This is a genomic window from Hominimerdicola aceti (genome assembly GCF_025567495.1).
In the GTDB taxonomy this organism is placed as follows: Bacteria; Bacillota; Clostridia; order Oscillospirales; family Ruminococcaceae; genus Hominimerdicola; species Hominimerdicola aceti.
In genome coordinates this window covers 87165-112603 of record NZ_JAOQJZ010000010.1, presented here as the reverse complement: position 1 = coordinate 112603, position 25439 = coordinate 87165, and the positions used below count along the sequence as shown (strand labels likewise).

Here is a 25439-nt window from a genome sequence, read left to right as displayed (position 1 = left end):
TGTGGTAACTTTATTTTATCAGATTTTTGCCTATCTCTCTTTTCTTTTTTCTTAATTTTGTCCAATATCTATTGTAGCACTACAAAAAAAAGTGTTAAATCTTACTGAGATTGTTGCAATCAGAGGAAAAATGTGATATAATAGCTTTGTATAATAGGTATATCAGAACAAAAAAAGAGGAAGTTGTGCTAATGGCGGAAAAACTTATCAGCGTGGACAGAATGGAAACTGTACTCAGCCTTTTCGGCAATTATGACGAGAATGTTAATCTTATCCAAAAAGAGTATAATGTTGTGATTCTCGGCAGAGGTGACGATATCAAGATAACAGGCGATGAGGAGAACGTATTTAACGCCTCGGAAGCTATAAATAGCCTTATTGCTCTTATCAACAAGGGCGAGGCTATCACTGAGCAGACTATAAGATATGTTTTCACACTTGTGCGTGAGGGCAAGCAGTATGAGATAAAGCATATGTCTGATGACGGCGTGTGCGTAACAGTGAGCGGAAAGCTCGTCAAGCCGAAAACTCTCGGTCAGAAAAGATATGTTGAAGCAATAAGGAAAAAGACTATCGTCATGGGCATTGGTCCTGCGGGAACGGGCAAGACTTATCTTGCGGTGGCAATGGCGGTAAAAGCTTTCAAGGCGCACGAGGTAGAGAAGATAATCCTCACACGTCCTGCGGTTGAAGCAGGAGAAAAGCTGGGCTTTCTTCCGGGCGACCTGCAATGTAAGGTAGACCCATATCTCAGACCGCTTTATGACGCACTTTTTGAAATGCTCGGTCCTGACACTTTCGCTAAACAGCAGGAGCGCGGCTGTATCGAAGTCGCTCCGCTGGCATACATGAGAGGACGCACTCTTGACGATTCTTTCATTATCCTTGATGAAGCGCAGAACACCACTCACGAGCAGATGAAGATGTTCCTTACACGTCTCGGATTCAACTCAAAGATAGTCATAACAGGCGATATAACGCAGATAGACCTGCCTGACCAGAGAAAGTCAGGACTTATTCAGGCAATGAACGTACTCAAAGGCATTGACGATATATCAATAAACAGATTTACCGACAAGGACGTTGTCCGTCACAAGCTTGTGCAGGACATAATCCTTGCTTATGAAAAATATAACAAAAAAGGAATGTGAAAAAGTAATGGGCAAGGTAAAAGTAATGATAACCAACAACCAGACAGAGGTAAAGATACCTGTTGGCATAAGGCTTCTTGTAAGACGCTGTTGCCATGCTGTGTTGGAATATGAGGGCCACAATGATGATTTTGAAGTTTCTGTATCTTTTGTGAATGACGAGCAGATACATGAGCTTAACAAGGAACATAGAAACATAGACCGCTCAACAGACGTGCTGAGCTTTCCTCTTGGCGAGAACGGTGATTTTGACATGAACCACGAAACAGGTGCTTTCCTGCTGGGAGATATAGTCATAAGCCTTGAAACTGCTTACCGTCAGGCTGAGATATATGGTCACTCTCTTGAAAGAGAGATAGGCTTTTTGACAGTACATTCAATGCTTCATCTCCTAGGCTATGACCATGAAGAAAGCAATCTTCAGGAGAGGATAATGCGTGAAAAGGAAGAAGCTATACTTGGCAATCTGGGCATATCCCGTGATGCCACTTTCTTAGGCGAGCATGAACACAGGTAAAACAGGGATAGGACGTTTCTTCAAGGGCTTTGTTTATGCCTTTGAGGGCGTTGTGAGCTGTATAAAAACAGAGCGCAATATGCGTTTTCACATTGGCGTTGCAGTGCTTGTGATACTGCTAATGCGATTTTACGGGCTTAGCACCGCCGAAACTGCCGCAGTTTATATCTGCATAGGGCTTGTTATTTCACTAGAGCTTGTGAACACGGCTGTTGAAGCCGCTGTGGATATGGCGTGTAAAGATAAAAACCCCCTTGCTAAAAAGGCTAAAGACTGTGCGGCAGGGGCTGTTCTCGTTGCGGCGATCGTTTCTGTGGCTGTGGGAATAAGGATATTCTGGGACTATTATGCTTTTATGGCGATAGCCTCTTATTTTGCAAGAAACATATGGCTAGGGATAGCTTTATCCGCAGGTGTGATACTGTGGCTCGTATGGGTGTTCAAAACGCCTGCTGACAAAGATAAAAAAGATAAGGAAAAATATATATGAACAAGAAAAATGCAAATTCAAAAAATGCGTTCGTCACTATTGTTGGACGTGCGAACGCAGGCAAATCCTCATTGCTAAACGCACTTGTGGGCGAAAAGATAGCCGCAGTGAGCGACAAGCCGCAGACAACAAGAACAAAGATAACAGGTGTTCTCACAAAGGGAGAAACGCAGTTCGTTTTCATGGACACACCTGGTATGCACAAGGCTAAAAACAAGCTTTCCGAGCATATGCTCAACGCTGTGAACGAGTCTGTTGCAGGGGTTGACCTTATTATCCTTATGGCTGACTGCACAAAGAAAATATCCGAAAACGAGCGTGAGCTTGTAAAGGGCTTCAAGGCAGGCAAGACTAAGGTGATACTTGTGCTGAACAAGATAGATCTTCTTGAAAACAAAGAGGATCTTATCGCAGTGATAGCAGAGTATTCAAAGCTTTTTGATTTTATAGATATCGTACCAGTGAGCGTTCTTGAAAATGACGGCCTTGATATTATTATGGAAGATCTTGAAAAGAACGCTGTAGAGGGTCCGCACTACTTCCCTAATGATAAATTCACAGACCAGCCTGAAAAGGTCATAATGGCTGAGATAATAAGAGAAAAGGCACTCAATAACCTTAATGACGAAGTTCCTCACGGCATAGCTGTGACTATCGAACATCTTAATGAGCGTGAAAATAGAAACGGTGAAGCTATACTTGACGTTACCGCTACTATTTACTGTGAGAGAGAGTCACACAAGGGTATTCTTATTGGAAAAGGCGGCTCTATGCTTAGAAAGATAGGTCAGGAAGCAAGAGCTGACCTTGAAGATTTCTTCCAGATAAAAGTAAATCTCCAGTGCTGGGTTAAGGTAAAAGAGGGCTGGAGAAACCGTGAGGGCATGATAAAGAATTTCGGTTTGGAATAAAGGCAACATATTTTTCCGCTTATAATGACCGCCAAAAAAGCTGATAATATCAGTAAGGCGGTGAACATCATGACTTTATGGGACAAGTTCTTTGAAAGCGGCAGGATAGAGGATTATCTCACATATGCCGCACACAGAAAAGAGGATACTGACAATGCTGACCTTTATGGGACTGATACTGAGGGAAAATGACAGGGGTGAAACAAGCAAATCCATCACTGTCCTCACAGCAGAGCGTGGAGTCATAGATATATTTGTTCGTGGAGGCAGGAAAAGCACGAAAAATGCGTCATCAACGCAGCTTTTTGCATACTCTAAGCTGTGCGTTGAGGAAAAGAAGAACTCTAAAGACCAATCAATGTTTTTTCTCAACAGCAGTGAATCAGAGAAGCTTTTTTACAACATCAGGCTCGACCCTAAAAAAACGGCTCTTGCCTCTTACTTTTCTGAGCTTCTCATGTATATACGAACAGAGGAAAGCGGCTGTGACGAGATAATGCGGCTGACGCTGAACACACTTTATTTTCTCGATAAAGGCGACAGGGATAACGAACTTCTCAAATCTATATTTGAGTTTCGTCTGCTGTGCGAAGCAGGATTAAGACCTGCGCTTCTTGGCTGTTCGGTTTGCATGGCGTATGAAGCTGACATTATGCACTTCAATCTGTCAACAGGGGTCTTGGAGTGTGACAAATGCTGTTACAATCCTGACAGCATTTACGATATTGAATTAGACAGGACTATGCTATACATAGTCCGATTTATTGCACTGACGGAATATGAGCGGCTTTTTGCTTTCAAGATAAGCGAAAGATATCAGAAAAAGCTAACCGCTTTTACAGAGCGGTTTGTTAGATATAATCTGAAAGGCAAGTTTCCGTCGCTTGATTTTTACAGACTTTTGTAGGCATTGCGTAGCTTTGCCTATTGTCATATTTTGAGGTATATATAATGGACGAAAGATTTTATGATTCGCTGGAGCTGAACAAAATTCTTGAAATGCTTTCAAAAGAATGCTCCAACGAAAAAACTAAAAAAATGGCTTTGGGGATAAAGCCTTGTTCTGATCTTTACACGGTCAAGAAAGAAACAGGCAAGACCGCCGAAGCACTTGAACTCAGCGTGAGATACGGCACGCCGAATTTTTACAACATAAATGACGTATCAACTTACATCAAAAGAGCCGAAGCAGGCGGTGTGCTTTCTCTTGGAGAGCTTATCCAGATAAGACGCTTGCTTGCGCAGACATATGAGCTTCACCACTGGTATGAGCAGTGTGAGAACAAGGACACTTCCCTTTCATATCTCTTTGAAATGCTCTATCCAAACAAGTATCTGCAGCAGAGATTGGAAACGGCTATCATAGATGAAACAAAGCTTTCTGACGACGCAAGTGCGGAGCTGAGAAGCATAAGACAGAAGATAACACGTTCAGGGCTTAAGATAAGAGAGACCCTTGACAAGATGATAAAATCCCCGAGCACTCAGAAATATTTGCAGGAGAGCATTGTCACAATGCGTGACGGACGTTTCGTTCTTCCGGTAAAGACTGAGTTCAAGGGCAATGTCAGTGGTCTTGTTCATGACACTTCCGCAACAGGCTCAACGCTTTTTATCGAGCCTATGTCGGTAGTGGAAGCCAACAACGATATCCGCATTTTGCAGGGTCAGGAGCAGGACGAGATACACAGGATAATCGCTGAATTTTCCATGGAATGTGCCGAAATGAAAGACCAGCTCATTTCAAACTACAATGCGGTAACAGAGCTTAACCTTTATTTTGCAAAGGCAAACCTCGGTGCAAAAATGAGAGCAATGCTCCCTGAGATATCCAATGACGGTGTTATCGTGCTGAACAAGGCACGTCACCCTCTTATCGACCCCAAAAAGGTCGTGCCTATAAACTTTTCTATTGGCACTGACTATCACTCCCTGATAATAACAGGTCCTAACACGGGCGGTAAAACAGTTGTGCTTAAAACTGTGGGTCTGCTCACGCTTATGACAATGTGCGGTCTGCTTATCCCTGCGTCAGACGGAAGCAGGATATCTGTATATAAAAACGTGCTCGTTGATATCGGCGACCAGCAGTCTATAGAAAACAACCTGTCTACATTCTCCTCTCACATAAGCAGAGTAAAGACCATACTTGACGAAGCGGACAGTGAAAGCCTTGTGCTTCTTGACGAGCTTGGTTCAGGCACTGACCCTGTGGAGGGTGCTGCACTGGCGGTGGCTATAATCGAACGCATAAGGATATTCGGTGCGACGCTAGTTACAACTACTCACTATCAGGAGCTTAAAATGTACGCTATCGACACTCCTGACGTTGAGAACGCTTCATGCGAGTTTGACGTGCAGACTTTGCACCCGACATACAGGCTTATCATAGGCTCACCTGGTAAATCCAACGCTTTTGCTATCTCTGAAAGTCTTGGTATCGACAAGGATATAATCAAGTACGCTGAGTCGCTTATTTCTGAGGATAACAGAAAGTTTGAAACTATCATAGACAATCTTGAACGCACAAGAATACAGCTTGAAGAAAACAACAGGCTTGCGGAGAAATACCGTGCGGAAAGCGAGGCTCTCAGAAAAGAGCTTGCAGAGCAGAAAGAAAAATTCTACGATCAGAAAGAAGCCGAGCTTGAAAAGGCAAGACGTGAGGCTCAGCAGATCGTAAATCGTGTTCAGCGTGAGTCGCAGGCGCTTGTTGACGAACTTGACAAGCTGAGAAAAGAGAAAGAAAATCCAAACTTCACTCAGAAAGCCATTGACGCAAGGCACAAGCAGAAGTCCACAATGAACAAGCTATACAGCGAGGCTAACCCTGTTTCTGAAAGCAGGAACGAGGGATATGTGCTGCCAAGACCGCTGAAAAAGGGCGACAACGTGCTTATCGTTGACACAAACAGAAAGGGTATCATTATAACGCCCCCTGACAACAGCGGAATGTGCTTCATTCAGGCAGGCATAATGAAAACCAAGATAGATGTAAAGAAACTTCAGCTTATTGAAAAGCAGCAGCCGCAGAAACAGTCCAAAAAGCCTGTTAAAAAAGGCGGTGTATCCAAAAGCGGCATTGAGAGCCGTATGACACGAAAGGTATCCACCGAGCTTGATATCAGGGGCTATGCCGCTGACGAGGGCGTTCATGAAATGGAGCAGTTTATTTCTGACGCTATCATGTCAGGAGTGACGATGCTCACCATAATCCACGGCAGAGGCACTGGTATTCTCCGTGACGCCATAAGGCGTGCGCTTAAACACCACCCTTCTGTAAAATCATTCAGAAAAGGCGTTTACGGCGAGGGCGAGGACGGAGTAACCATAGTCGAACTTAAATAATCACATATCACCGCATTTTGGTATATAATAAGCCAAAGGCGGTGATTTTTTTGAGTGTTCACAAGCGTTCTTTCAAGAACAGAATTTCATACATAATTCTTGCTGTCGTTATTATTCTTGCACTGCTCACGACGGTATTTTTTGCACAGCTTTCAAGGCACATCAGCGAAATAAGCGAGTTTGAAAGCAAGCAGGCGGCACTTGACGTGATAAATGCGGCCATAAGCAGAGAGCTTGAAAAACTGCCCCAAAGCAGTTATATAAAGATATCTGAAACTGACGGCAGGATAACCTCCATAAACAGCGACACGAACGCTGTGAACAGGCTTCAAAGCAGTGTTTCAAAAGCTGTGAACGAAAGCCTTTCACAGCTTGAGGGTACAAAACTCAGCGTACCCATCGGCACACTTTCAGGAATAAATATCCTCACAGGCAGAGGTTTTGACATACCACTGCGGCTTCATCAGATAGGTGCGGCAAAAACAGAGCTTAAAAGCGACTTAACGGAAGCAGGGATAAATCAGACAAAATACAGTCTTTATCTCACTGTGACCATAGAAATGACAGCCATTCTTCCTGCACACTCTACGGATATCGTGGTGAGCTACGACTATCCCGTTAGCGAAACTGTTATCGTAGGGGAGATACCTGATATGTACTTAGACAAGGGAAAAAGCTGATTTTTTCGCAGTTTATAGAAAAAAGGCTTGTATTTCACCAGCAATTATGGTATAATATAAAGGGCAATACCGCATAAGGCACGCCTAACGGCTTTGCACGCAACCTGCTTGCAGATTTTCCGTTATCTCGCACAGAAACTCCTTGAAATACGGAAGTATTCCTGCGTCGTTTCTATACAAGCTAACGAAAAATCTGGCTACGCATCTTGCGTACAATCCTTATGTGGTATTGCCCTGCGTATGATATGCCGTAAAAAGTTGGCAGAAATGGAGTTGTGTTATTTTGAACGAACAGGAAGCTAAAAAACGTATAGACGAGCTTGTGAAGCTTTTGAATTATCACTCTCAGCTTTACTATGTTGAGGACAGGAACGAGATCACAGACTATGAATACGATATGCTCCAGCAGGAACTAAAGGGTCTTGAGGAGCAGTTTCCGCAGTTTATCAGAAGAGACTCCCCTACTCAGCGTGTAGGCGGCAAGGCGATATCAATATTTGAGAAAGTCACACATCGTGTGCAAATGGGTTCTTTGCAGGACGTTTTTTCCTTTGAACAGGTGAGAAGCTTTATTGAGACAGTTCAGCAGGCTGTGGATAAACCTCAATTCGTTGTTGAGCCTAAAATAGACGGACTTTCGGTATCCCTTGAATATCACAACGGTGAGCTTGCCATAGGTTCTACCCGTGGTGACGGCTTTGTGGGCGAGGACGTTACTTCTAATCTGAAAACTGTAAAGTCCATTCCTATAAAAATAAACGAGGAACTGCCTTTGATAGAAGTCAGAGGTGAAACATATATGCCGAGAAATGTTTTTCTGAAGCTTGTTAAAGAGCAGGAGGATAATGACGAGCAGCCTTTCAAAAACCCTAGAAACGCCGCCGCAGGTTCTCTTAGACAGAAAGACCCTAAGATAGCGGCAAAAAGAAAGCTTGATATTTTTGTGTTCAATGTTCAGCAGATAGAGGGCAAGGAACTTACTTCTCACAAGGAGTCACTTGACTATCTGAAAACACTGGGATTCAAGACTATCCCTGATTACAAGCGTGTGTCTACCGCTGATGAGGTCATAGGCTGCATAAAGGCTATCGGAGAAAAGCGTTTTGACCTGCCATTCGATATTGACGGCGTTGTTATAAAGGTCGATGATTTCAGACAGCGTGAGATACTTGGTGCAACTGCAAAAGTGCCAAAGTGGGCTGTGGCTTACAAGTTTCCGCCTGAGGAAAAGACCTCAAAGCTGCTTGATATAGAGCTTAACGTGGGCAGAACAGGTGCTATAACACCTGTGGCCGTGTTTGAGCCTGTTTTTCTTGCAGGCACGAGCGTTTCAAGGGCGACCCTACACAATCAGGATTTTATAAGAGAGAAAAACATTTCCGTGGGGGATATCATCAAGGTGCGCAAGGCTGGAGATATCATTCCCGAGGTGCTTGGTTCTGTGGAAAAACATGGCAACGGAGTTTTCACGCTCCCTGAGTGCTGTCCTGTATGCGGAACAAAGCTTGTGAAGTCCGAGGAAGAAGCGGCGGTAAGGTGTCCGAACGTTGAATGTCCTGCACAGATATTCAGAAGCATCGTTCACTTTGCTTCAAAGGGCGCAATGAACATTGACGGTCTTGGTCCGCAGATAGTTCACACCCTTCTTGACAACAAGCTTATCACCTCTGTGGCTGACCTTTACACTCTGAGCGAAAACAAGCTTTTACAGCTTGACAACTTCAAGGAAAAATCAGTGAACAATCTTCTTAGTGCTATAGAAAAGTCAAAGTCCAATTCTTTGGACAGATTGGTGTTTGGTCTTGGCATAAGAAATATCGGACAGGCTTCTGCGAAGCTTCTGTGCGACAAGTTCGGCGACCTTGACAACATCATGAACGCTTCCGCTGAGCAGATATCCGAGATAGACGGCTTTGGCGGCGTAATGGCTCAAAGCGTTTACAACGCTTTCCATGAAGAGCATATGATAGAGCTTATCCAAAGGCTCAAAGAATGTGGGATAAACACGAAGTATGAGAAGATACAGATAGACGACCGCTTTGCAGGAAAGACTTTTGTTCTCACAGGCACTTTGCCGACACTGAAAAGAAGCGAAGCAAAAGCACTCATTGAGAAATACGGCGGCAAGGCAAGCGGCTCTGTGTCCAAAAAAACGGACTATGTTCTTGCAGGTGAGGAAGCAGGAAGCAAGCTTGATAAAGCTCAGCAGCTCGGTATCGAAATAATCACCGAAGAACAGTTCAAGGATATGATAAAATAAGATAATATCTTTTTATATAAATAAAACAGGAGGAATGTAAAATGAATATTGACATTAAACACATTGCCAAGCTGGCAAGACTTCGCATCGAAGACGATCAGCTTGATAAGTTTGAGTCAGAAATGGAAAACATCGTGGGAATGGTTGAAAAGCTTCCCGACATTCAGGACGAAATGACCCTTGACCCTGACAACCCGATGATACTCAGAAAAGACGTGGCTGTTCAGGATAAATTCACAAGACAGGAGCTTATGCAGAACGCTCCTCAGGTAAAGGCAGGCTGTCTTGTCGTGCCTAAAACAGTAGAGTAAGGAGTGTTATAATTGGAACTTTTTGAAAGAAATGCCTGCGACTTGTCAGAAATGATAAAGAACAAGGAAATAAGCTCCGCAGAGCTTACAAAATCTGTTTTTGACAGAATAAAAGCAGTTGAGGGCAAGGTAGACGCTTATCTGACACTTGACGAAGAAAACGCTATGAAAAAAGCCACTGAGATAGACGAAAAGCTTGCAAAGGGCGAAGAGCTTTCACCTTTGGCTGGTATACCTGTTGGTATCAAGGACAATATCTCAACAAAAGGTCTGAGAACAACTTGTGCATCAAAAATGCTTGGAAACTATGTTCCGCCTTTCAATGCAACTGTAATGAACAAGCTTGACGATATCGTTGTAACAGGCAAGCTCAACATGGACGAGTTCGCTATGGGTTCATCAACCGAGAACTCACATTTTAAGCCTACTAAAAACCCATTTGATACAGAGAGGATACCTGGCGGTTCATCAGGCGGATCTGCTGCGGCTGTTGCAGCAAGAGAGGCTATCGTTACTCTTGGCTCTGACACTGGCGGATCTATCAGACAGCCTGCTTCATACTGCGGCGTTGTAGGTCTGAAGCCTACATACGGCAGCGTTTCAAGATACGGTCTTGTTGCTTTCGCTTCATCACTGGATCAGATCGGACCTCTTGGCAAGTGCGTAAAGGACGTTGCTATGGTACAGTCTGCTATCGTTGGTCATGACAAGTATGACGCTACTTCTTCCTATAGAGAGTATCCTGATTTTGCGGCTGACCTCAAGGCCGACGTAAAGGGTCTGAGGATTGGTATACCAAAAGAGTATTTCGGTGAGGGTATCGACCCATTCGTTAAGCAGTCTGTAATGAACGCTGTGAAAGAGCTTGAAAAGCAGGGCGCAATTGTAAAGGAGATTTCTCTGCCGTCTACAGATTATGCACTTTCATCATACTACATCATTTCTTCTGCAGAAGCTTCTTCAAACCTTGCAAGATTTGACGGTGTAAGATACGGCTTCAGAGCTGAAGAATATGACGGACTTGTTGATATGTACGAGAGAACACGTTCAGAGGGCTTCGGCGACGAAGTAAAGAGAAGAATAATGCTCGGCACATTCGTGCTTTCATCAGGTTTCTATGACGCCTACTACAAGAAAGCAAAGCTCGTTCAGAAGAGAATAATGCAGGAGTTCGCATCTCAGTTCGCTGACGTTGACGTTATCGCTACTCCTACAGTTCCGTCAACAGCTTTCAAGATCGGTGAAAACACTGACGATCCCCTTAAAATGTACGCAAACGATGTCTGCACTGTTACAGTGAACATTGCAGGTCTGCCTGCAATAAGCATTCCTTGTGCATATGACGACAAGGGTCTGCCTGTTGGTATGCAGCTTATCGGCGGAAAGTTTACAGAGCAGCGTCTGCTTAACACAGCTTATGCTTATGAGCAGCTTGTTGGCGGATTCAAAATGCCTGAGCTTTAAGGAAAGGGGTCACAAAAATGGTAAAAGGCTACGAAGTTGTAATCGGTCTTGAAACTCATGCTGAGCTTAATACCGAGTCTAAAATATACTGCGACTGCAAGAACCAGTTCGGTCTTGAAGTCAATTCACAGGTTTGCCCTATCTGCATGGGTATGCCTGGCACACTGCCTACTCTTAACGAAAAGGTAGTTGATTATGCAATAAGAATGGGTCACGCACTCAACTGCGAGATAAACCGTGTCTGCAAGCAGGACAGAAAGAACTATTTCTACCCTGACCTGCCAAAGGCTTATCAGATATCACAGGCAGAAGTTCCTCTCTGCGGCAAGGGTTATGTTGATATCCTTGTTGACGGCGAGGAAAGAAGAATAGGTATCACAAGAATACACATTGAGGAGGACGCAGGTAAGCTTCTCCACTCTGACAAGTTCCATGGTGTATCGCTTGTTGACCTTAACCGCTGCGGTGTTCCGCTTATCGAGATAGTTTCTGAGCCTGATATGCGTTCCTCACAGGAAGCAAAGGTTTATCTTGAAACACTGAAATCTATCCTACAGTATCTTGGCATATGCGACTGTAAGATGCAGGAAGGCTCTATCAGATGTGATGTAAACGTATCTGTTCACAAGCCTGGCGAGCCATTCGGCACACGTTCTGAGATGAAGAACGTAAACAGCTTCTCTGCCGCTGTAAGAGGTATCGACTACGAGGTAGAAAGACAGATAGCTGTTCTTGAAGCAGGCGGAAAGGTCGAGCAGGAAACTCGCCGTTGGGACGACGAAAAGGGAATGAGCATTCCAATGCGTTCAAAAGAGGACGCACAGGATTATCGTTACTTTCCTGAGCCGGACCTGCTCACTATCGTTGTTGAGCAGGAGCGCGTTGACGAGCTTAAAAAGAGTATCCCAGAGCTTCCAAACGTAAAGATACTCAGATATGTAAAGAAGTTCGGTCTGAACATAAAGGACGCAACATTTATAGCAGAGTCTGTTTCCCTTGCAAAGCTTTTTGACGACTGCATGGCAAAGGACAAGTTCCCTGCAAAGTGCTATACAACATGGATACTTGGCGACCTTGTTAAGTACATGAACGCAACAGGCAAGACTCTCGAAGATACAAAGCTCACTGCTGACAATCTTACTGACCTCGTCGCTGCGATCGAGGCAAAGACCATTTCCAACGCTGGCGGAAAGAAAGTCTTTGCAGTTCTTCTCGAGGAGGACAAAAAGGTAAGCGACATTATCAAGGAGCAGGGTCTTGCACAGGTCTCTGATGACAGCGCACTTGAAAAGATCGCTGATGAAGTTCTTGCCTCAAATGAGAAGTCTGTAAATGACTACAAGGGCGGAAAGACAAATGCTCTGGGCTATCTGGTAGGTCAGTGCATGAAGGCTTCAAAGGGCAAGGCTAATCCTGGAAAGATGAAAGAGATAATTCTTGCAAAGCTTGGCTGAGCACAGAAAAATCTGATATAACGAAAGAGGATCGCATTTGCGGTCCTCTTTTTTGTACTCATATAAGTTTTCCGTAACAAAACTCGCCATCTGACGAGGTTATCTCTATCTTTAAAAGCTGTCGCCTTAAGGAAACTTCTTCGCTTGTCCTCGGTATTTTCACTGTCACATAATTTGGCGCATGACCCTGATGCCACTGAGGGCTTGTTTCCTTTTCAAACAAAACCTCCTGCACTGTGCCAACAAGGCTTTTGAGATACAAAGCCTTTGTTTCGTTGCATACATCTGCCATTTGAGCCGCACGACTGTGCTTGGTCTTGCGGTCGAGCTGACATTTCATTTTGTCGGCAACAGTGGTAGGTCTGCGTGAATACGGGAAAATATGCGTTTCTGCAAAAGATATCTTCTTTGCAAATGCCAGCGACTTTTCAAATTCCTCGTCAGTTTCCTGTGGAAAGCCCACCATTATGTCAGTGGTTATAGCGCAGTTTGGAAAATGCCTGCGAAGCTTCTCGCAAAGCTCAGCATACTCCGCCGTATCATAATGGCGGTTCATGCGCTTCAAAGTTTCGTCACAGCCACTTTGCAGGGAAAGATGAAAATGCGGACAGAGCTTTTCAAGCTTTGACATTCGCAGGATATCTTCATCTGAAATAAGCTCAGGCTCAACAGAGCCGATACGCACTCTGTAATCTCCCTCACAGCCGCAAGCCGCCTCAATGGCGTCAATAAGCCGTGTGCCGTTTTTGAATTCCCTGCCGTAACAGCAAAGATTTATGCCCGTGAGGATTATCTCCTTGTGACCTGAGTCAACGAGCTGCTGAACTTCGGGAGCGATATCCTCCAAAGGTTTTGAGCAGATGTGTCCTCTAGCAGTGGGGATAATACAGTAGGTGCAATACTGATCACAGCCGTCTTGAATTTTGATATACGCACGAGTTTTTTGGTCAGCACCTGAGTTTGTCATTTTCTCAAAAGCCTCTCCCCTCTCACGAGGAACTATCCTGATAATACGCTCGCCACTTGTGATATACCTTTTTATAAGGGCAGGTATCTCCTTTTTTGCACCTGTGCCAACTATGATACCGCACTCGTCAAGAGCAGAAGCTTCCTTTTCAAAAGCCTGCGGAAAACAGCCTGCCAAAACTATCAGACACTCAGGATTGGCTTTTTTTATCTTGTGGATAAGCTGTCGGCATTTTGAGTCCGACTGAGCGGTAACAGTGCAGGTATTTACAACACAGACCTCTGCATCAGCATAATCCTCAGTGACCTCATACCCCTCGGACAGCATTGCTTCCTTTATATTTTCAGTTTCATATTGGTTTACCTTGCAGCCGAATGTATAGAAAAAGGCTTTCATATTTGATTTCCTTTCAGTAGCCAAATGTTTATAATGCACAATAAATCACAATAATATATGTGCATATTGCATAAATCTAAACTTTGATTTTTATCACTCTTGACTATTGTACCATATTTTAATTTTTTTTGCAAATATCCATTGACAAATCAAAAAAATCGTTTATAATATAAATTGTAGAGAAAAGATCTACAGAATTTATGTGGGAATCAAGATCGGATATACCGATCATTCTGAAGGAGGAATATTTATGACAAAGGTAAAAATCATGCTCGATTCCATTGCAGCGGTAAAGAAGTTTGTAAGCGTAGTTTCTATGTACGACTTTGATGTGGATCTTGCGTCAGGAAGATATGCAGTTGACGCTAAGTCAATTATGGGTATTTTCAGCCTTGACCTTTCAAATCCTATCCAGCTCGTAGCACACACAGACGACGCTACTAAATTCCTTGACGAGATCAAAGAATTTATTGTTGACTAAACTTTGATATCACGAAAGCACTGAGTTTTAAAAGCTCAGTGCTTTTTTTGTTGCAAAATTTAAACGATTTCGCATTTTTGCAAAATTTCATCATATAGTTTAATATATTTACGAATATACACTTTCTACTTTTGCTGTATTTTCATTCAAAGCGCATATAAAACGTTTGATATTTTCGTAATAAGAAAACTTTTAGCTGATTTGTTATAGCTTTTATATAAGTTCCACATCAACTAAAACGTTTTAATATGATTAATTATCCAAATTTTATATAATAAATTAACATGAAATAAGTAAAATTCATATTAATATCTTCACATATAATATTTTACACAATATCTGTTTACTATTTGTTCACATTGGCATATAATTATATATGGATTAAGATATGTGACATATAAGTATAGAACTGCTGTTGCCAATGTAAAAAGAAACGAAAATCTCAGAAATTTTCGGTTCTTTTTAGTTTTTCAGAGGTTATTATTGCGAAAGGAGGATATGCCAAAGGGCATAATCACGAACATGATCAAAGCTTATATCAGGATAAACGATCTTAATGACATCAAGACTTTGCATGAAGCGGCTTTAAGCTGCAAATACGATCTGGTGGTGCAGTCAGGAACAAAAATACTCAATCCAAAATCACTTATGGGTATTTTCGGTCTTGGCACAAAGAAAACTGTATCGCTGGTAGCTAAATATGACGACAAGCGTGATTTTCTCGAAAAATTCGGTGATCTGATCTCAACTTAGATCATTCCTTATAAAAGCGTTCTGCTGCTGCGGAGCGCTTTTCTCTTTTGCCCTTGTAATCACAAGAGCTATATGTTATAATAGTACAAAAAAGACAAGGAGATAACTAATGAGCGTAAAAATAATATTGCTTGCACTGGAAACTTTGCTGTTGTTTCTGTTTCTTGTACCATTACCTGTTATATGCTCGGGCAACCTGCTTGGCATTATCGTTTCGGTGATGCTAATGCTCATAACGGCAAACTGGACAAAATTCTGCGGTATTATATCAAAAATATGGGGACATGGCGCAGGTAAATTCGGGCTTATCTTTGTAAGCACATTGATACTTGCTGGGATAATATATGTGGGTATTCTTTCCATACTTATGTACAAAGCACAGGAAAACCGTCCTGAAAAAGCCAATGTTATAGTTGTGCTTGGCTGTCAAGTAAAAGGCGAACGCCCCTCACGAATGTTACGCAGACGACTTGACGCTGCAATTACGGCTATGAACGACAATCCCGATACGCTTTGTATAGTTTCAGGTGGCAAGGGTGATGATGAGAAAATAAGCGAAGCCTTGGCAATGAAAAACTATCTGCTAGAAAAAGGCATGGACAGCGACAGGATAATAATGGAGGACAAGTCCACTTCAACTTACGAAAATATCCAAAACTCTCTCAAGATACTCGATGAACTCGGCATGAGCCATGATATGACTATCGTCACAGACGGCTTTCATCAATACCGTGCAAGCCTTATCGCAAAGGCTCAGGGTGTGGAGAATGTCACCGCTTATTCAGCTTACACCGAGCCACGATACCTGTTCACATATTGGGTGAGAGAGTGGCTTGGGCTAACGCACTTTTTCATGCTGGGCAGCTAACTAAATTTCACGAAAATTTGCACAAAAAGCTATTGAAAACAGCACAAAGGTATGCTAGAATAAAGTCATAAATAAATGAAAATCGGAGGTTGAAACATGAAAAATATACCAGAAGTAAAACTTGGCATCGTTGCAGTTTCAAGAGATTGCTTCCCTATGTCGCTTTCAGAATCAAGACGTATCAAGGTCTGTCAGGAGTACAAAAAGGCTTACGGAGATATCTACGAATGTCCTACAGTTGTGGAGAACGAGAATGATATGCTCAAAGCCCTTGACGAGGTAAACACAGCAGGCTGCAACGCACTTGTTGTATATCTTGGAAACTTCGGACCTGAGTCCTCAGAAACACTTCTAGCAAAGAAGTTTGACGGTCCTGTTATGTTCGTTGCGGCTGCTGAAGAGCCATGCGGTGATGCACTTATCGACAACAGAGGCGACGCTTACTGCGGAATGCTCAACGCAAGCTATAACCTTGCACTGAGAAACATCAAGGCTTATATCCCTGAGTACCCTGTTGGTACACCTGACGAGTGCGCAAAGATGATAAGCGAGTTTGTTCCAGTTGCAAGGGCTATCCTCGGTCTTAAGGAACTGAAGATAATCTCATTCGGACCACGTCCACAGGACTTTCTTGCCTGCAACGCACCTATCAGACAGCTCTACAACATGGGTATTGAGATAGAAGAAAACTCAGAGCTTGACCTTTTCGAGTCATTCAACGCCCATGCCGGCGACGAGAGAATATCTGCTGTTGTGGCTGACATGGAAGCAGAGCTTGGCAAGGGCAATAAAATGGCAGGCATCCTTCCAAGACTTGCGCAGTATGAGCTTACTCTTCTTGACTGGGCAGAAGCTCACAAGGGCTCAAGGAAATATGTTGTATTTGCAAACAAGTGCTGGCCTGCATTCCAGACGCAGTTTGGCTTCGTTCCTTGCTATGTTAATTCAAGACTTACAAAGATAGGCATTCCTGTTGCCTGCGAAGTAGATATCTACGGTGCTGTCAGCGAATACATAGGCGTTTGTGTATCACAGAAGCCTGTTACGCTCCTTGACATCAACAACACTGTTCCTGCGGACATATACAATGATGATATCGCAGGAAAGTTCCCTTACACACAAAAGGATACATTCATGGGCTTCCACTGCGGAAACACAGCTTCATGCCTTGTAAAAGAGCCTGAGATGAAGTTCCAGCGTATCATGAAGAGAAATCTTGAGCCAGACAGCGAGCCTAATATTTCAAGAGGTACTCTTGAGGGCGATATCGTTGACGGAAATATAACATTCTTCCGATTCCAGTCAACGGCTGACGCACAGCTCAAAGGATATATTGCAGAGGGCGAAGTTCTTCCTGTTGCAACACGTTCATTCGGCTCTATCGGTATTTTCGCTATCAACGAAATGGGCAGATTTTACCGCCACGTTCTCGTGCAGAAGAACTATCCTCACCACGGTGCTGTTGCTTTTGGTCACTATGGAAAGGCACTACACAGTGTTATGACATATCTTGGCATGACAGACATAGGCTTCAATCAGCCAAAGGGTATGCTTTATCCAACAGAAAATCCGTTTGCAGATTAATATTTTAGGGATACCGCACTGTAATGGTGCGGTATTTCTGCTTTTATGAACTAAAAAATCAACAAGTGAGCCAACGCTTATTCACACATAATTATATGCCCTGCCGAATAATAATAATTTTATTGACAAATATGCGAAAAATGTAGTATAATAGAAGTAACTATTATAAGGAGATGTAGCCATGTCTGTTTACCGTATTTATGTAGAAAAAAAGCCTGAATTTGCAGTTGAAGCAAATTCACTTATCGGCGGAATAAAGTCAGCTCTGGGACTTGATAACCTTACAGGTCTGAGAGTTATAAACCGCTATGACGCAGAGGGTCTTTCAAGAGAGGATTTTGACCTTGCAGCACCAGTCGTTTTTTCTGAGCCTGCTGTTGACATTACTTACGATCACCTGCCTGCTGTAAAAGCTGACGAGTTTGTTTTTGCAGTTGAGTATCTGCCAGGTCAGTTTGATCAGAGAGCTGATTCCTGCGCACAGTGTATCTCACTTCTCACTGGAGGAAAAAGACCTACTATCAAGTCAGCGAGAATTTATATCGTTTCTGGCAAACTCACAGAAGCAGAGCTTGACCAGATCAAGCACTATATGATAAACCCTGTTGAGTCAAGAGAAGCTTCCCTTGATTGCTTCGATACACTCGATATCAAGTATACTATCCCTACCACAGTTAAGACTGTTGAGGGCTTTATCTATTCAACAGACGATGACCTGAGATTCATGCTCACAGACTTGGGTCTTGCAATGGACTTTGACGATATCAAGTTCTGTCAGGATTATTTCAAGAACGTTGAAAAGAGAAATCCTACTATCACTGAGATAAGAATGATAGACACATATTGGTCTGACCACTGCCGTCATACTACATTCTCCACTATAGTCGATAACGTTTCTATCGACTCAGACTACATAGCTGCTACCTTTGCAGACTATATCAACACAAGAAAAGACCTTTATGCAGGCAGAACTGACAAGCCTGTTACACTTATGGATCTTGCTTGTATCGGCGCAAAGCAGCTTAAAAAGGCTGGTCTGCTCAAAGACCTTGACGAGAGTGAGGAGATAAACGCTTGCTCTGTTAAGATAACTGTTGACGTTGACGGCAAGCCTGAGGACTGGCTGCTCATGTTCAAGAACGAAACACACAACCACCCTACAGAGATCGAGCCTTTCGGCGGTGCGGCAACTTGTCTTGGTGGCGCTATCAGAGACCCTCTGTCAGGACGTTCATATGTATATCAGGCAATGAGAGTAACAGGTGCAGGCAATCCGCTGGTTCCTGTTGAGGACACTATCACAGGTAAGCTTCCACAGAGAAAGATAGTTGTAGGTGCGGCAAATGGTTATTCTTCATACGGCAACCAGATAGGTCTTGCTACCGGTCACGTTCACGAGATATATCACCCTGGCTATGTTGCAAAGAGAATGGAGATAGGTGCTGTAGTAGGTGCTGCTCCTGCTGAGAACGTAAGACGTGAAAGACCTGAGCCTGAGGATATCGTTATCCTCCTTGGCGGAAGAACAGGACGTGACGGCTGCGGCGGAGCAACAGGTTCTTCAAAATCACACAACCTCCACTCACTTGAAAACTGCGGAGCTGAGGTACAGAAGGGTAACGCACCTGAGGAAAGAAAGCTTCAGCGTTTGTTCAGAAACCCTGAAGTTACTTCAATGATAAAGCGTTGCAACGACTTCGGTGCAGGCGGAGTTTCCGTTGCTATCGGCGAGCTTGCTGACGGACTTTCTATCAACCTTGACGCTGTTACAAAGAAGTATGACGGTCTTGACGGCACTGAGCTTGCTATCTCTGAGTCACAGGAGAGAATGGCTGTTGTTATCGCAAAGAGCGACCTTGAAAAAATCATGGCTGAGGCTGCAAAGGAAAACCTTGAAGCAACAATGGTGGCAAGAGTAACTGCTGAGCCAAGACTTAAAATGAACTGGTGCGGCAACACTATCGTTGACCTTACAAGAGAGTTCCTTAACTCAAACGGAGCTGAAAAGCACACAGATATTTCTATCCCTGCTCCTGTTTTCGCAACAGAGAGCAACGACGCTGACACTGCTGACCGCTGGGAGTCTATGATATCAAACCTCAACATCTGCTCACAGAAGGGTCTTATTGAGAGATTTGACTCAACTATCGGTGCAAACACAGTTCTTATGCCATTTGGCGGTAAATATCAGAACACACCTACACAGGCAATGGCTGCAAAGCTCCCTGTTCTTCACGGCAATACAAAGACAACGTCCATTATGGGCTGGGGCTATGACCCATATCTCTCATCTGTAAGCCCATACCACGGTGCAATGAGTGCAGTAGTTGAATCTATCGCAAAGGTCATCGCAACAGGCGGTACATACGAGAAGTGCTGGCTCACATTCCAGGAGTATTTCGAGAGAACTCAGAACGATCCTGAGCGTTGGGGCAAGCCTATGTCTGCTCTCCTTGGTGCATACAAGGCACAGATAGAGCTGGGATGCGGTTCTATCGGCGGTAAGGACTCAATGTCAGGTACATTCGAGGAAATAGACGTTCCACCTACACTTGTTTCATTCGCTGTATCAGTAACAGACGCAGACAAGGTAGTTTCACAGGAATTCAAGAAGGCCGGCTCTAAGGTAATTCTTATCAAGCCTGAGTATGATGACAACAAGCTTGTGAACTTCGATTCACTTAAGGCAGTATTTGAAAAGGTAGAAAAGCTTATCGCTGAGGGCAAGGTGCTTTCATGCTGGGCTGTATCCTACGGCGGTGTATCTGAGGCTGTTGCAAAAATGGCATTTGGTAACAAGATAGGCTTTAAGTTCACAGACAAGCTCACAGCAGAAGAGCTTTACAGAGCTTGCTATGGCGCATTTGTTATCGAGCTTGCAGAGGGCGTTGACACTGACGAGAGAGTTATCGGTGAAACAACAGAAAGCTACGAGATAAAGTCTGACAATTACACAATAAGCCTTGACAAGCTCCAGACACTTTGGGAGGGCAAGCTTGAGCCTGTTTATCCTGTTCATGTGAAAGAGCCTGCTGAAAAGCCTGAAAAGTACAGCTACAAGGCAGACAAGAGAGTTGCACCTTCTATCAAGGTGGCAAAGCCAAAGGTGCTTATCCCTGTATTCCCTGGCACAAACTGCGAATACGATACAGCAAGGGCCTTTGAAAAAGCAGGCGCTGAGGCTGACATCTTCGTTGTAAGAAACCTCACAGAACAGGCTATCAAGGAGTCTGTTGACGCAATGGAGAAGAAGATAAAAGAGTCACAGATAGTAATGCTCCCAGGTGGATTCAGCGGTGGCGACGAGCCTGACGGCTCAGGCAAGTTCATCGTATCATTCCTGAGAAACCCAAGACTTACAGACGCTATCCATGACCTGCTGAAAAATCGTGACGGTCTTATGCTTGGTATCTGCAACGGCTTCCAGGCACTTATCAAGCTTGGTCTTGTACCATATGGTGAGATAAGAGATATGAGAGATGACTCCCCTACACTGACATTCAACACCATTGCAAGACACCAGTCTAAAATGGTAAACACAAGGATCGCTTCCAACAAGTCACCATGGCTTGCAGGTTGTGAGGTAGGCGATATCCACAGCGTGGCTATCTCACACGGTGAGGGACGTTTCGTTGCAACAGCAGAGGAAATCGCACAGCTTGCTGCAAACGGACAGATCGCTACACAGTATGTTGACTTTGACGGAGAACCTACATTTGACATTCATTGCAACCCTAACACATCATTCCAGGCTATCGAGGGTATCACCTCACCTGACGGACGTGTTCTTGGTAAAATGGGTCACTCAGAGCGTAAGGGCTGCTGCGTATCAAAGAACGTTCCTGGTGAAAAGGATCAGAAAATATTTGAAAGCGGCGTAGCTTACTTCAAGTAAAAAAACAAAAATACAAGGGCGGAGCTTTTCCGCCCTTTGTTTATATGAGGACAAAGATATGCTGAAATACATTATAATATATCTTTCCGCAATGAGCCTTTTGACGTTCACACTTTTTGGTGCAGATAAGCACAAGGCAAAAGCACACAAATGGCGGATACCTGAGAAAACGCTCCTTGGTCTGAGCCTGCTTGGCGGCTTTGCAGGAGGATTTCTGGGCATGGAATTTTTCCGTCACAAAACAAAACACTGGTATTTTTATATGGTGATGATAATTTCTCTTGCACTATGGGCATTTATCATATACAAGGTCATTGCACAATAGAATAAGTTCTTTAGGTAGTCGGTAACGGCTGCCTAATTTTTTTGCCCTCCTTATTCCGCTGTAACGGTGTAAATGCCGTTTTCATCAGGTCCGCTGACGGTGCATCCCTCTGCTAGTTGAATACCGCCATATCTGCCTGTTTCATATTCATCCGGCTTAAAGTTATATGTACCCGCACCGCAGACGATCTTTGCCTCTTCTCTATAAACACTATCAAAGGAGAATGTGCCTATCCGAATATTACCCGACAGTTTTAAGGTCGGCGTACCGGTAGTAACCATGGGAACTTTAAGCGTCCCTAACGTAAAGTCGCCGGAAATGGTGACATCTTTCTTAACTTTCATTGTTCCGGTAATATTATTGACTCCCTCGAATTTCCAGATGCCGCCATAGCTAGTAAAGCAATCTTTCATGATGACACAATCTCTCAAGGTCACATCTGAGTAATTATTATTGTCGCCCAACCCATTCAGAGTACAATTGTCAACGATCAGATGTTGTTCAGCTCTTCCATTCATCTGCACATAACAACCGATAGTACCGTTGCTCAGCGTCAGCGTTTCGTTGCCATCATTTGAGAGTGAAATAGATTCGACGCTCAGCGTCTTTCTGTTCAGATCAAACTCCAGATCTTTTCCTGACAAAAGCGTCAGCATCTCGTATGCTCCGTTAAGATCGTTGTTTAGCTTTGCCTTGCCGCCATTTTCAAATGCACCGCGCAGATCCTCCAAATTTTTCACCATAGTGGTGTCTGAGGTATCTGAGGTGATCTTTACTGTAATAGTTCCGATCTTCTGATCTTTTGTGATCGCACCTCCGGAAATGCCAAAAGCAGTTGTGTCTGTTGGGGCGTTTTCAATTGTTGTATTCTCTGCAGAAGCAAGATCAAACTCGATCTTGTCAAAGCTGCCATTCAGCCCATCCACAACGGCTGCGTAAGGAGCTTGGGCTAGACGTTCCGTCGCCTAAGGAGGAATTCGACCCGCCGTTGGGTTTCTACGAAAAGTGCAGTATTATGGACGAAATGCCTCTGGCTTACTGCGTTATCGAGCTTGTATTCGATGAGGATGGTCACGGTGTTGACTTTATTTTCCGCTACTGCAACAAGGAGATGGCGGTAGTTGAGGGTGTGCCCGTGGAAGAAATGCTGAATCGGTCTTTTTATGAAGTCTTTCGCAACGGAGACCGAAAATGGCTGGTATCTTACGCAGATGTAGCACTCAACGGCACAAAGCACACGCTGAAGGATTTTAGCCCTGAGATCGGAAAAGACCTCACCATATATTGCTATCAGCCCGAACCCAGTTTCTGCGCCTGCGTCCTGCTGCCAGAATAAATGCACAACCTAAAATGACATTTCGTTAAAAAGCATAATGTAAAAAGGCTCTGATAAGACCAATTTTAGGTCATCTCAGAGCCTTTAATCGTTAAATGAGGCATAGGTTCGATAGATACTTTTTTAGCAAGTTCTTCAAGATAATCAAGCGTAAGTTCACTTTCTGATTTTGAATTGAGCTTATCTAATGCTTCCAATAACGTCAACATTACAATACACCTCCTTACTCATAGCCATATATTACCTTAGTCTGTCCACTTTCTTCGCCAGGCCATCCGGATATGTTGTAAGCTTTGAACGCGTCAGTTAACAAAATTTGAAGGTGTTCTTTATCGTTTAGCAATCCTTTCGGGAAATCAATACGTGTTATTTTCCAACAAACTTGTTTTTCATGAATACTCTTTATTGCTTGAACAGGTATCGGATTTGATTTATACATAAAGATAAATTCCTCTATATCATTATTCGTGTCATGATGGTTATAGCAATGTGCTAACCATGTTTCAGAATTTTTGTCAATAGTTAAGTACAGGGGCATGATACCTTCTGTCGTGTCCCTAAAGCTCCCGTATGGGTTCTTAATCTTTTTCTTAGCCAGTTCCTCTCTTTGCGTTGGAGTCAGCTTTTCATTAACAAATGCCATAGTCTAAACCTCACAATAATAAAAGTATTTAAGGGTATTTTAAAGAGAACCCTTATAAAACCTCTTGCTGCGCTTGTATAGTAAATGCAATGAATGAAACGTAAGCACTCAGAATCTCTTCCTGATGAATTATATAGATTATTTAATTGTTTGGTTGGGATTCCATTTATTGAATTCGTGTTGCCAATTTCTCCTATATTAGGGTTAACATCCGGATTTGGTTTTAATTATAGCTTCATCAATTTCGGCACTTGGTGCAACCCAAACAACAGTATCATCTCCAACAGGATGTCCCAATGTAACATCTTTGCCTGAAATATAGTCTTCATAACCTTTTTCAGATATTAGATAAGATGCACCTTTACTAAATATTTAGTCTATATTCATAATATACTCACACCATAATTTTTAGTTGCAATGTTATTAATTCTTGTAATTTCCTGCCAAAGCCCATTCTCTTCATTCCAACCTTGCCATTCCTTACAAACACGAAGCTCCTTTTCGTGTTTTAATAGCGTTTCCTTCAATTTCTCAATTAACTCTTGATTAATGAATTTAAATGGTGCTTCGTGTCTTTTTTCATTCCTAATTTGATTCCAACATACCATAAACGCTATCCAATTCCTTACTGGATCGCAATCAAGAAGATACAATATGGCTTCTTCGAATTTGGCAACAATTTTTTCATTTTTAGTTTCCTCATAGAGTTTGTATACTCCAAAATCTATAATTCTATTAAAATCCGTTGGTACATTTGCTGGAACAAAGTGACTTATAGGACAAGCATATCCTTTCTCTCCGCAAAGGAACTCAGCAACCTCGTTATTATCAAATGCTTTTTTTGTAAGTTCAAGCAGCTCTTCATTTGTAATTTGTTTTTCTAATTTCATAACATTTCCTTTCCCACCAAACGACGAATAAACATTTTCTATTTTTACATCAAGTATATCTATTTGTATCAATCACGGGGACATCTTCTAAAATATCATCTATCATTGACGTTGTGAATTTGAATGTAACCGTCAAACCCTCCGCATCTACCCCACCGATGACTAAAGAAGTATAATAAACTTCAAGCAACTCGATAGAGTAAATTACCCAATCTCAAAAAGTTTATAGAGCTGCTTAGACCAAATTAGATGTGGAGATAAAGATAATGATAATGAAAACAACGATCGCAACGGTAAAGAACGAATTTCGCCTGACTGAATGGTCAGCCCAGATCCAGGCACAGAAAAGTAGCTGACTTACAGTGCATAAATGGTGTGAAGAAAACGGTGTCAATGTTAATACCGTGTACTTGAATTTTGTTCCGATTATTTCGCTGCTCATTTGTTATTTAATTCCTTGCCTTTAATCTATTCATTCTCTAAAATATATTCATATTTATTATCTTCGCTCCAACGGCTGTCTATATCCTTAACAGACAGCGCATTGATCGAGCCGTCATCTCTGCCAACAGCCACGATCGCATATTTACTGCTGTCTGAAATTTTATACATATATACATCGGCTAAAACATGTTCCTTGTCATTGTCAAGAGATTCGGCATACGGAGCGCCGAATTTTTCCTTAAAGCTCAGAAAATCTCTGCTGTTCCATGCG

Annotated in this window: 25 protein-coding genes; 19 read left to right on the top strand and 6 right to left on the bottom strand. The window is 43.0% G+C overall.

Going from position 1 to position 25439, the window contains the following annotated elements:
* Positions 1-191: 191 nt before the first annotated feature.
* The 12 genes from OCV57_RS10365 to gatB all read left to right on the top strand — a co-directional run bounded on the left by OCV57_RS10365 (position 192) and on the right by gatB (position 12586).
* Positions 192-1151 carry a PhoH family protein gene (locus OCV57_RS10365; RefSeq protein ID WP_038671482.1) on the top strand — a complete coding sequence of 320 codons (960 nt, stop codon included), beginning with the start codon at positions 192-194 and terminating at the stop codon, positions 1149-1151.
* A 7-nt stretch (positions 1152-1158) separates the two neighbouring features.
* A complete protein-coding gene (gene ybeY / locus OCV57_RS10360) occupies positions 1159-1668 on the top strand; it encodes an rRNA maturation RNase YbeY (protein ID WP_046440186.1) in 510 nt (169 codons plus the stop codon).
* Positions 1655-2158 (top strand): diacylglycerol kinase family protein, encoded by a 504-nt coding sequence (locus tag OCV57_RS10355; protein ID WP_267301476.1) that lies wholly within the window; start codon positions 1655-1657, stop codon positions 2156-2158. The genes ybeY and OCV57_RS10355 overlap by 14 nt, the downstream gene beginning before the upstream one ends.
* Positions 2155-3069: a GTPase Era gene (era, locus tag OCV57_RS10350; protein ID WP_117958445.1), complete on the top strand. Its 915-nt coding sequence runs from the start codon at positions 2155-2157 to the stop codon at positions 3067-3069. Before OCV57_RS10355 ends, era begins: the two co-directional genes overlap by 4 nt.
* A gap of 69 nt (positions 3070-3138) precedes the next feature.
* Entirely contained in the window at positions 3139-3261 is a 123-nt protein-coding gene (locus OCV57_RS10345; protein ID WP_022287805.1) for a hypothetical protein, read from the top strand.
* On the top strand, positions 3224-3976 hold the full coding sequence (gene recO, locus OCV57_RS10340; protein ID WP_117958444.1) for a DNA repair protein RecO: 753 nt from the start codon (positions 3224-3226) through the stop codon (positions 3974-3976). The genes OCV57_RS10345 and recO overlap by 38 nt, the downstream gene beginning before the upstream one ends.
* Before the next feature lie 44 nt (positions 3977-4020).
* The gene (locus tag OCV57_RS10335; RefSeq protein ID WP_267301475.1) at positions 4021-6417 is read left to right on the top strand and encodes an endonuclease MutS2; all 2397 of its coding nucleotides are present in this window, start codon (positions 4021-4023) and stop codon (positions 6415-6417) included.
* A 50-nt stretch (positions 6418-6467) separates the two neighbouring features.
* Positions 6468-7097, top strand: a complete 630-nt coding sequence (yunB, locus tag OCV57_RS10330; protein WP_267301474.1) for a sporulation protein YunB — start codon at positions 6468-6470, stop codon at positions 7095-7097.
* A gap of 283 nt (positions 7098-7380) precedes the next feature.
* Positions 7381-9357 (top strand): NAD-dependent DNA ligase LigA, encoded by a 1977-nt coding sequence (gene ligA / locus OCV57_RS10325; protein WP_267301473.1) that lies wholly within the window; start codon positions 7381-7383, stop codon positions 9355-9357.
* A 41-nt stretch (positions 9358-9398) separates the two neighbouring features.
* The gene (gene gatC / locus OCV57_RS10320) at positions 9399-9668 is read left to right on the top strand and encodes an Asp-tRNA(Asn)/Glu-tRNA(Gln) amidotransferase subunit GatC (protein ID WP_022287800.1); all 270 of its coding nucleotides are present in this window, start codon (positions 9399-9401) and stop codon (positions 9666-9668) included.
* Between the two features lie 12 nt (positions 9669-9680).
* Positions 9681-11132 (top strand): Asp-tRNA(Asn)/Glu-tRNA(Gln) amidotransferase subunit GatA, encoded by a 1452-nt coding sequence (gene gatA / locus OCV57_RS10315; RefSeq protein WP_267301472.1) that lies wholly within the window; start codon positions 9681-9683, stop codon positions 11130-11132.
* Positions 11133-11149: 17 nt separating this feature from the next.
* Positions 11150-12586, top strand: coding sequence for an Asp-tRNA(Asn)/Glu-tRNA(Gln) amidotransferase subunit GatB (gatB, locus tag OCV57_RS10310; RefSeq protein WP_267301470.1), 1437 nt, complete (start codon positions 11150-11152; stop codon positions 12584-12586).
* Between the two features lie 58 nt (positions 12587-12644).
* Here the strand turns inward: gatB and mtaB are convergent, their stop codons facing one another.
* On the bottom strand, positions 12645-13949 hold the full coding sequence (gene mtaB, locus OCV57_RS10305; protein ID WP_267301468.1) for a tRNA (N(6)-L-threonylcarbamoyladenosine(37)-C(2))-methylthiotransferase MtaB: 1305 nt from the start codon (positions 13947-13949) through the stop codon (positions 12645-12647).
* A gap of 250 nt (positions 13950-14199) precedes the next feature.
* Here mtaB and OCV57_RS10300 point away from each other — a divergent pair, with 250 nt between their 5' ends.
* The 6 genes from OCV57_RS10300 to OCV57_RS10275 all read left to right on the top strand — a co-directional run bounded on the left by OCV57_RS10300 (position 14200) and on the right by OCV57_RS10275 (position 21855).
* Entirely contained in the window at positions 14200-14430 is a 231-nt protein-coding gene (locus tag OCV57_RS10300; protein WP_022287796.1) for an HPr family phosphocarrier protein, read from the top strand.
* Positions 14431-14913: 483 nt separating this feature from the next.
* A complete protein-coding gene (locus OCV57_RS10295; protein WP_046440140.1) occupies positions 14914-15183 on the top strand; it encodes an HPr family phosphocarrier protein in 270 nt (89 codons plus the stop codon).
* A 109-nt stretch (positions 15184-15292) separates the two neighbouring features.
* On the top strand, positions 15293-16051 hold the full coding sequence (locus tag OCV57_RS10290) for a YdcF family protein (protein ID WP_195249462.1): 759 nt from the start codon (positions 15293-15295) through the stop codon (positions 16049-16051).
* 96 nt (positions 16052-16147) lie between these two features.
* The gene (locus tag OCV57_RS10285; protein ID WP_267301463.1) at positions 16148-17635 is read left to right on the top strand and encodes an L-fucose/L-arabinose isomerase family protein; all 1488 of its coding nucleotides are present in this window, start codon (positions 16148-16150) and stop codon (positions 17633-17635) included.
* 181 nt (positions 17636-17816) lie between these two features.
* A complete protein-coding gene (locus OCV57_RS10280; RefSeq protein ID WP_267301462.1) occupies positions 17817-21530 on the top strand; it encodes a phosphoribosylformylglycinamidine synthase in 3714 nt (1237 codons plus the stop codon).
* A gap of 58 nt (positions 21531-21588) precedes the next feature.
* Positions 21589-21855 (top strand): DUF1294 domain-containing protein, encoded by a 267-nt coding sequence (locus OCV57_RS10275; RefSeq protein WP_317245419.1) that lies wholly within the window; start codon positions 21589-21591, stop codon positions 21853-21855.
* Positions 21856-21905: 50 nt separating this feature from the next.
* On the opposite strand, the gene OCV57_RS10270 is transcribed toward OCV57_RS10275, so the two are convergent.
* Positions 21906-22781: a hypothetical protein gene (locus OCV57_RS10270; protein WP_267301460.1), complete on the bottom strand. Its 876-nt coding sequence runs from the start codon at positions 22779-22781 to the stop codon at positions 21906-21908.
* A gap of 62 nt (positions 22782-22843) precedes the next feature.
* Here OCV57_RS10270 and OCV57_RS10265 point away from each other — a divergent pair, with 62 nt between their 5' ends.
* Positions 22844-23191 (top strand): PAS domain-containing protein, encoded by a 348-nt coding sequence (locus OCV57_RS10265; protein ID WP_267301458.1) that lies wholly within the window; start codon positions 22844-22846, stop codon positions 23189-23191.
* Between the two features lie 65 nt (positions 23192-23256).
* Here the strand turns inward: OCV57_RS10265 and OCV57_RS10260 are convergent, their stop codons facing one another.
* The 4 genes from OCV57_RS10260 to OCV57_RS10245 form a co-directional block, all read right to left on the bottom strand.
* Positions 23257-23400: a hypothetical protein gene (locus OCV57_RS10260; protein WP_267301456.1), complete on the bottom strand. Its 144-nt coding sequence runs from the start codon at positions 23398-23400 to the stop codon at positions 23257-23259.
* A 14-nt stretch (positions 23401-23414) separates the two neighbouring features.
* Complete coding sequence (locus OCV57_RS10255; RefSeq protein ID WP_267301454.1) at positions 23415-23834, bottom strand: hypothetical protein; 420 nt, start codon at positions 23832-23834, stop codon at positions 23415-23417.
* Between the two features lie 383 nt (positions 23835-24217).
* On the bottom strand, positions 24218-24796 hold the full coding sequence (locus OCV57_RS10250) for a hypothetical protein (RefSeq protein ID WP_267301453.1): 579 nt from the start codon (positions 24794-24796) through the stop codon (positions 24218-24220).
* Positions 24797-25192: 396 nt separating this feature from the next.
* Positions 25193-25439, bottom strand: a 247-nt coding sequence (locus OCV57_RS10245; protein WP_267301452.1) for a hypothetical protein, incomplete at its 5' end; no start/stop codon positions are given.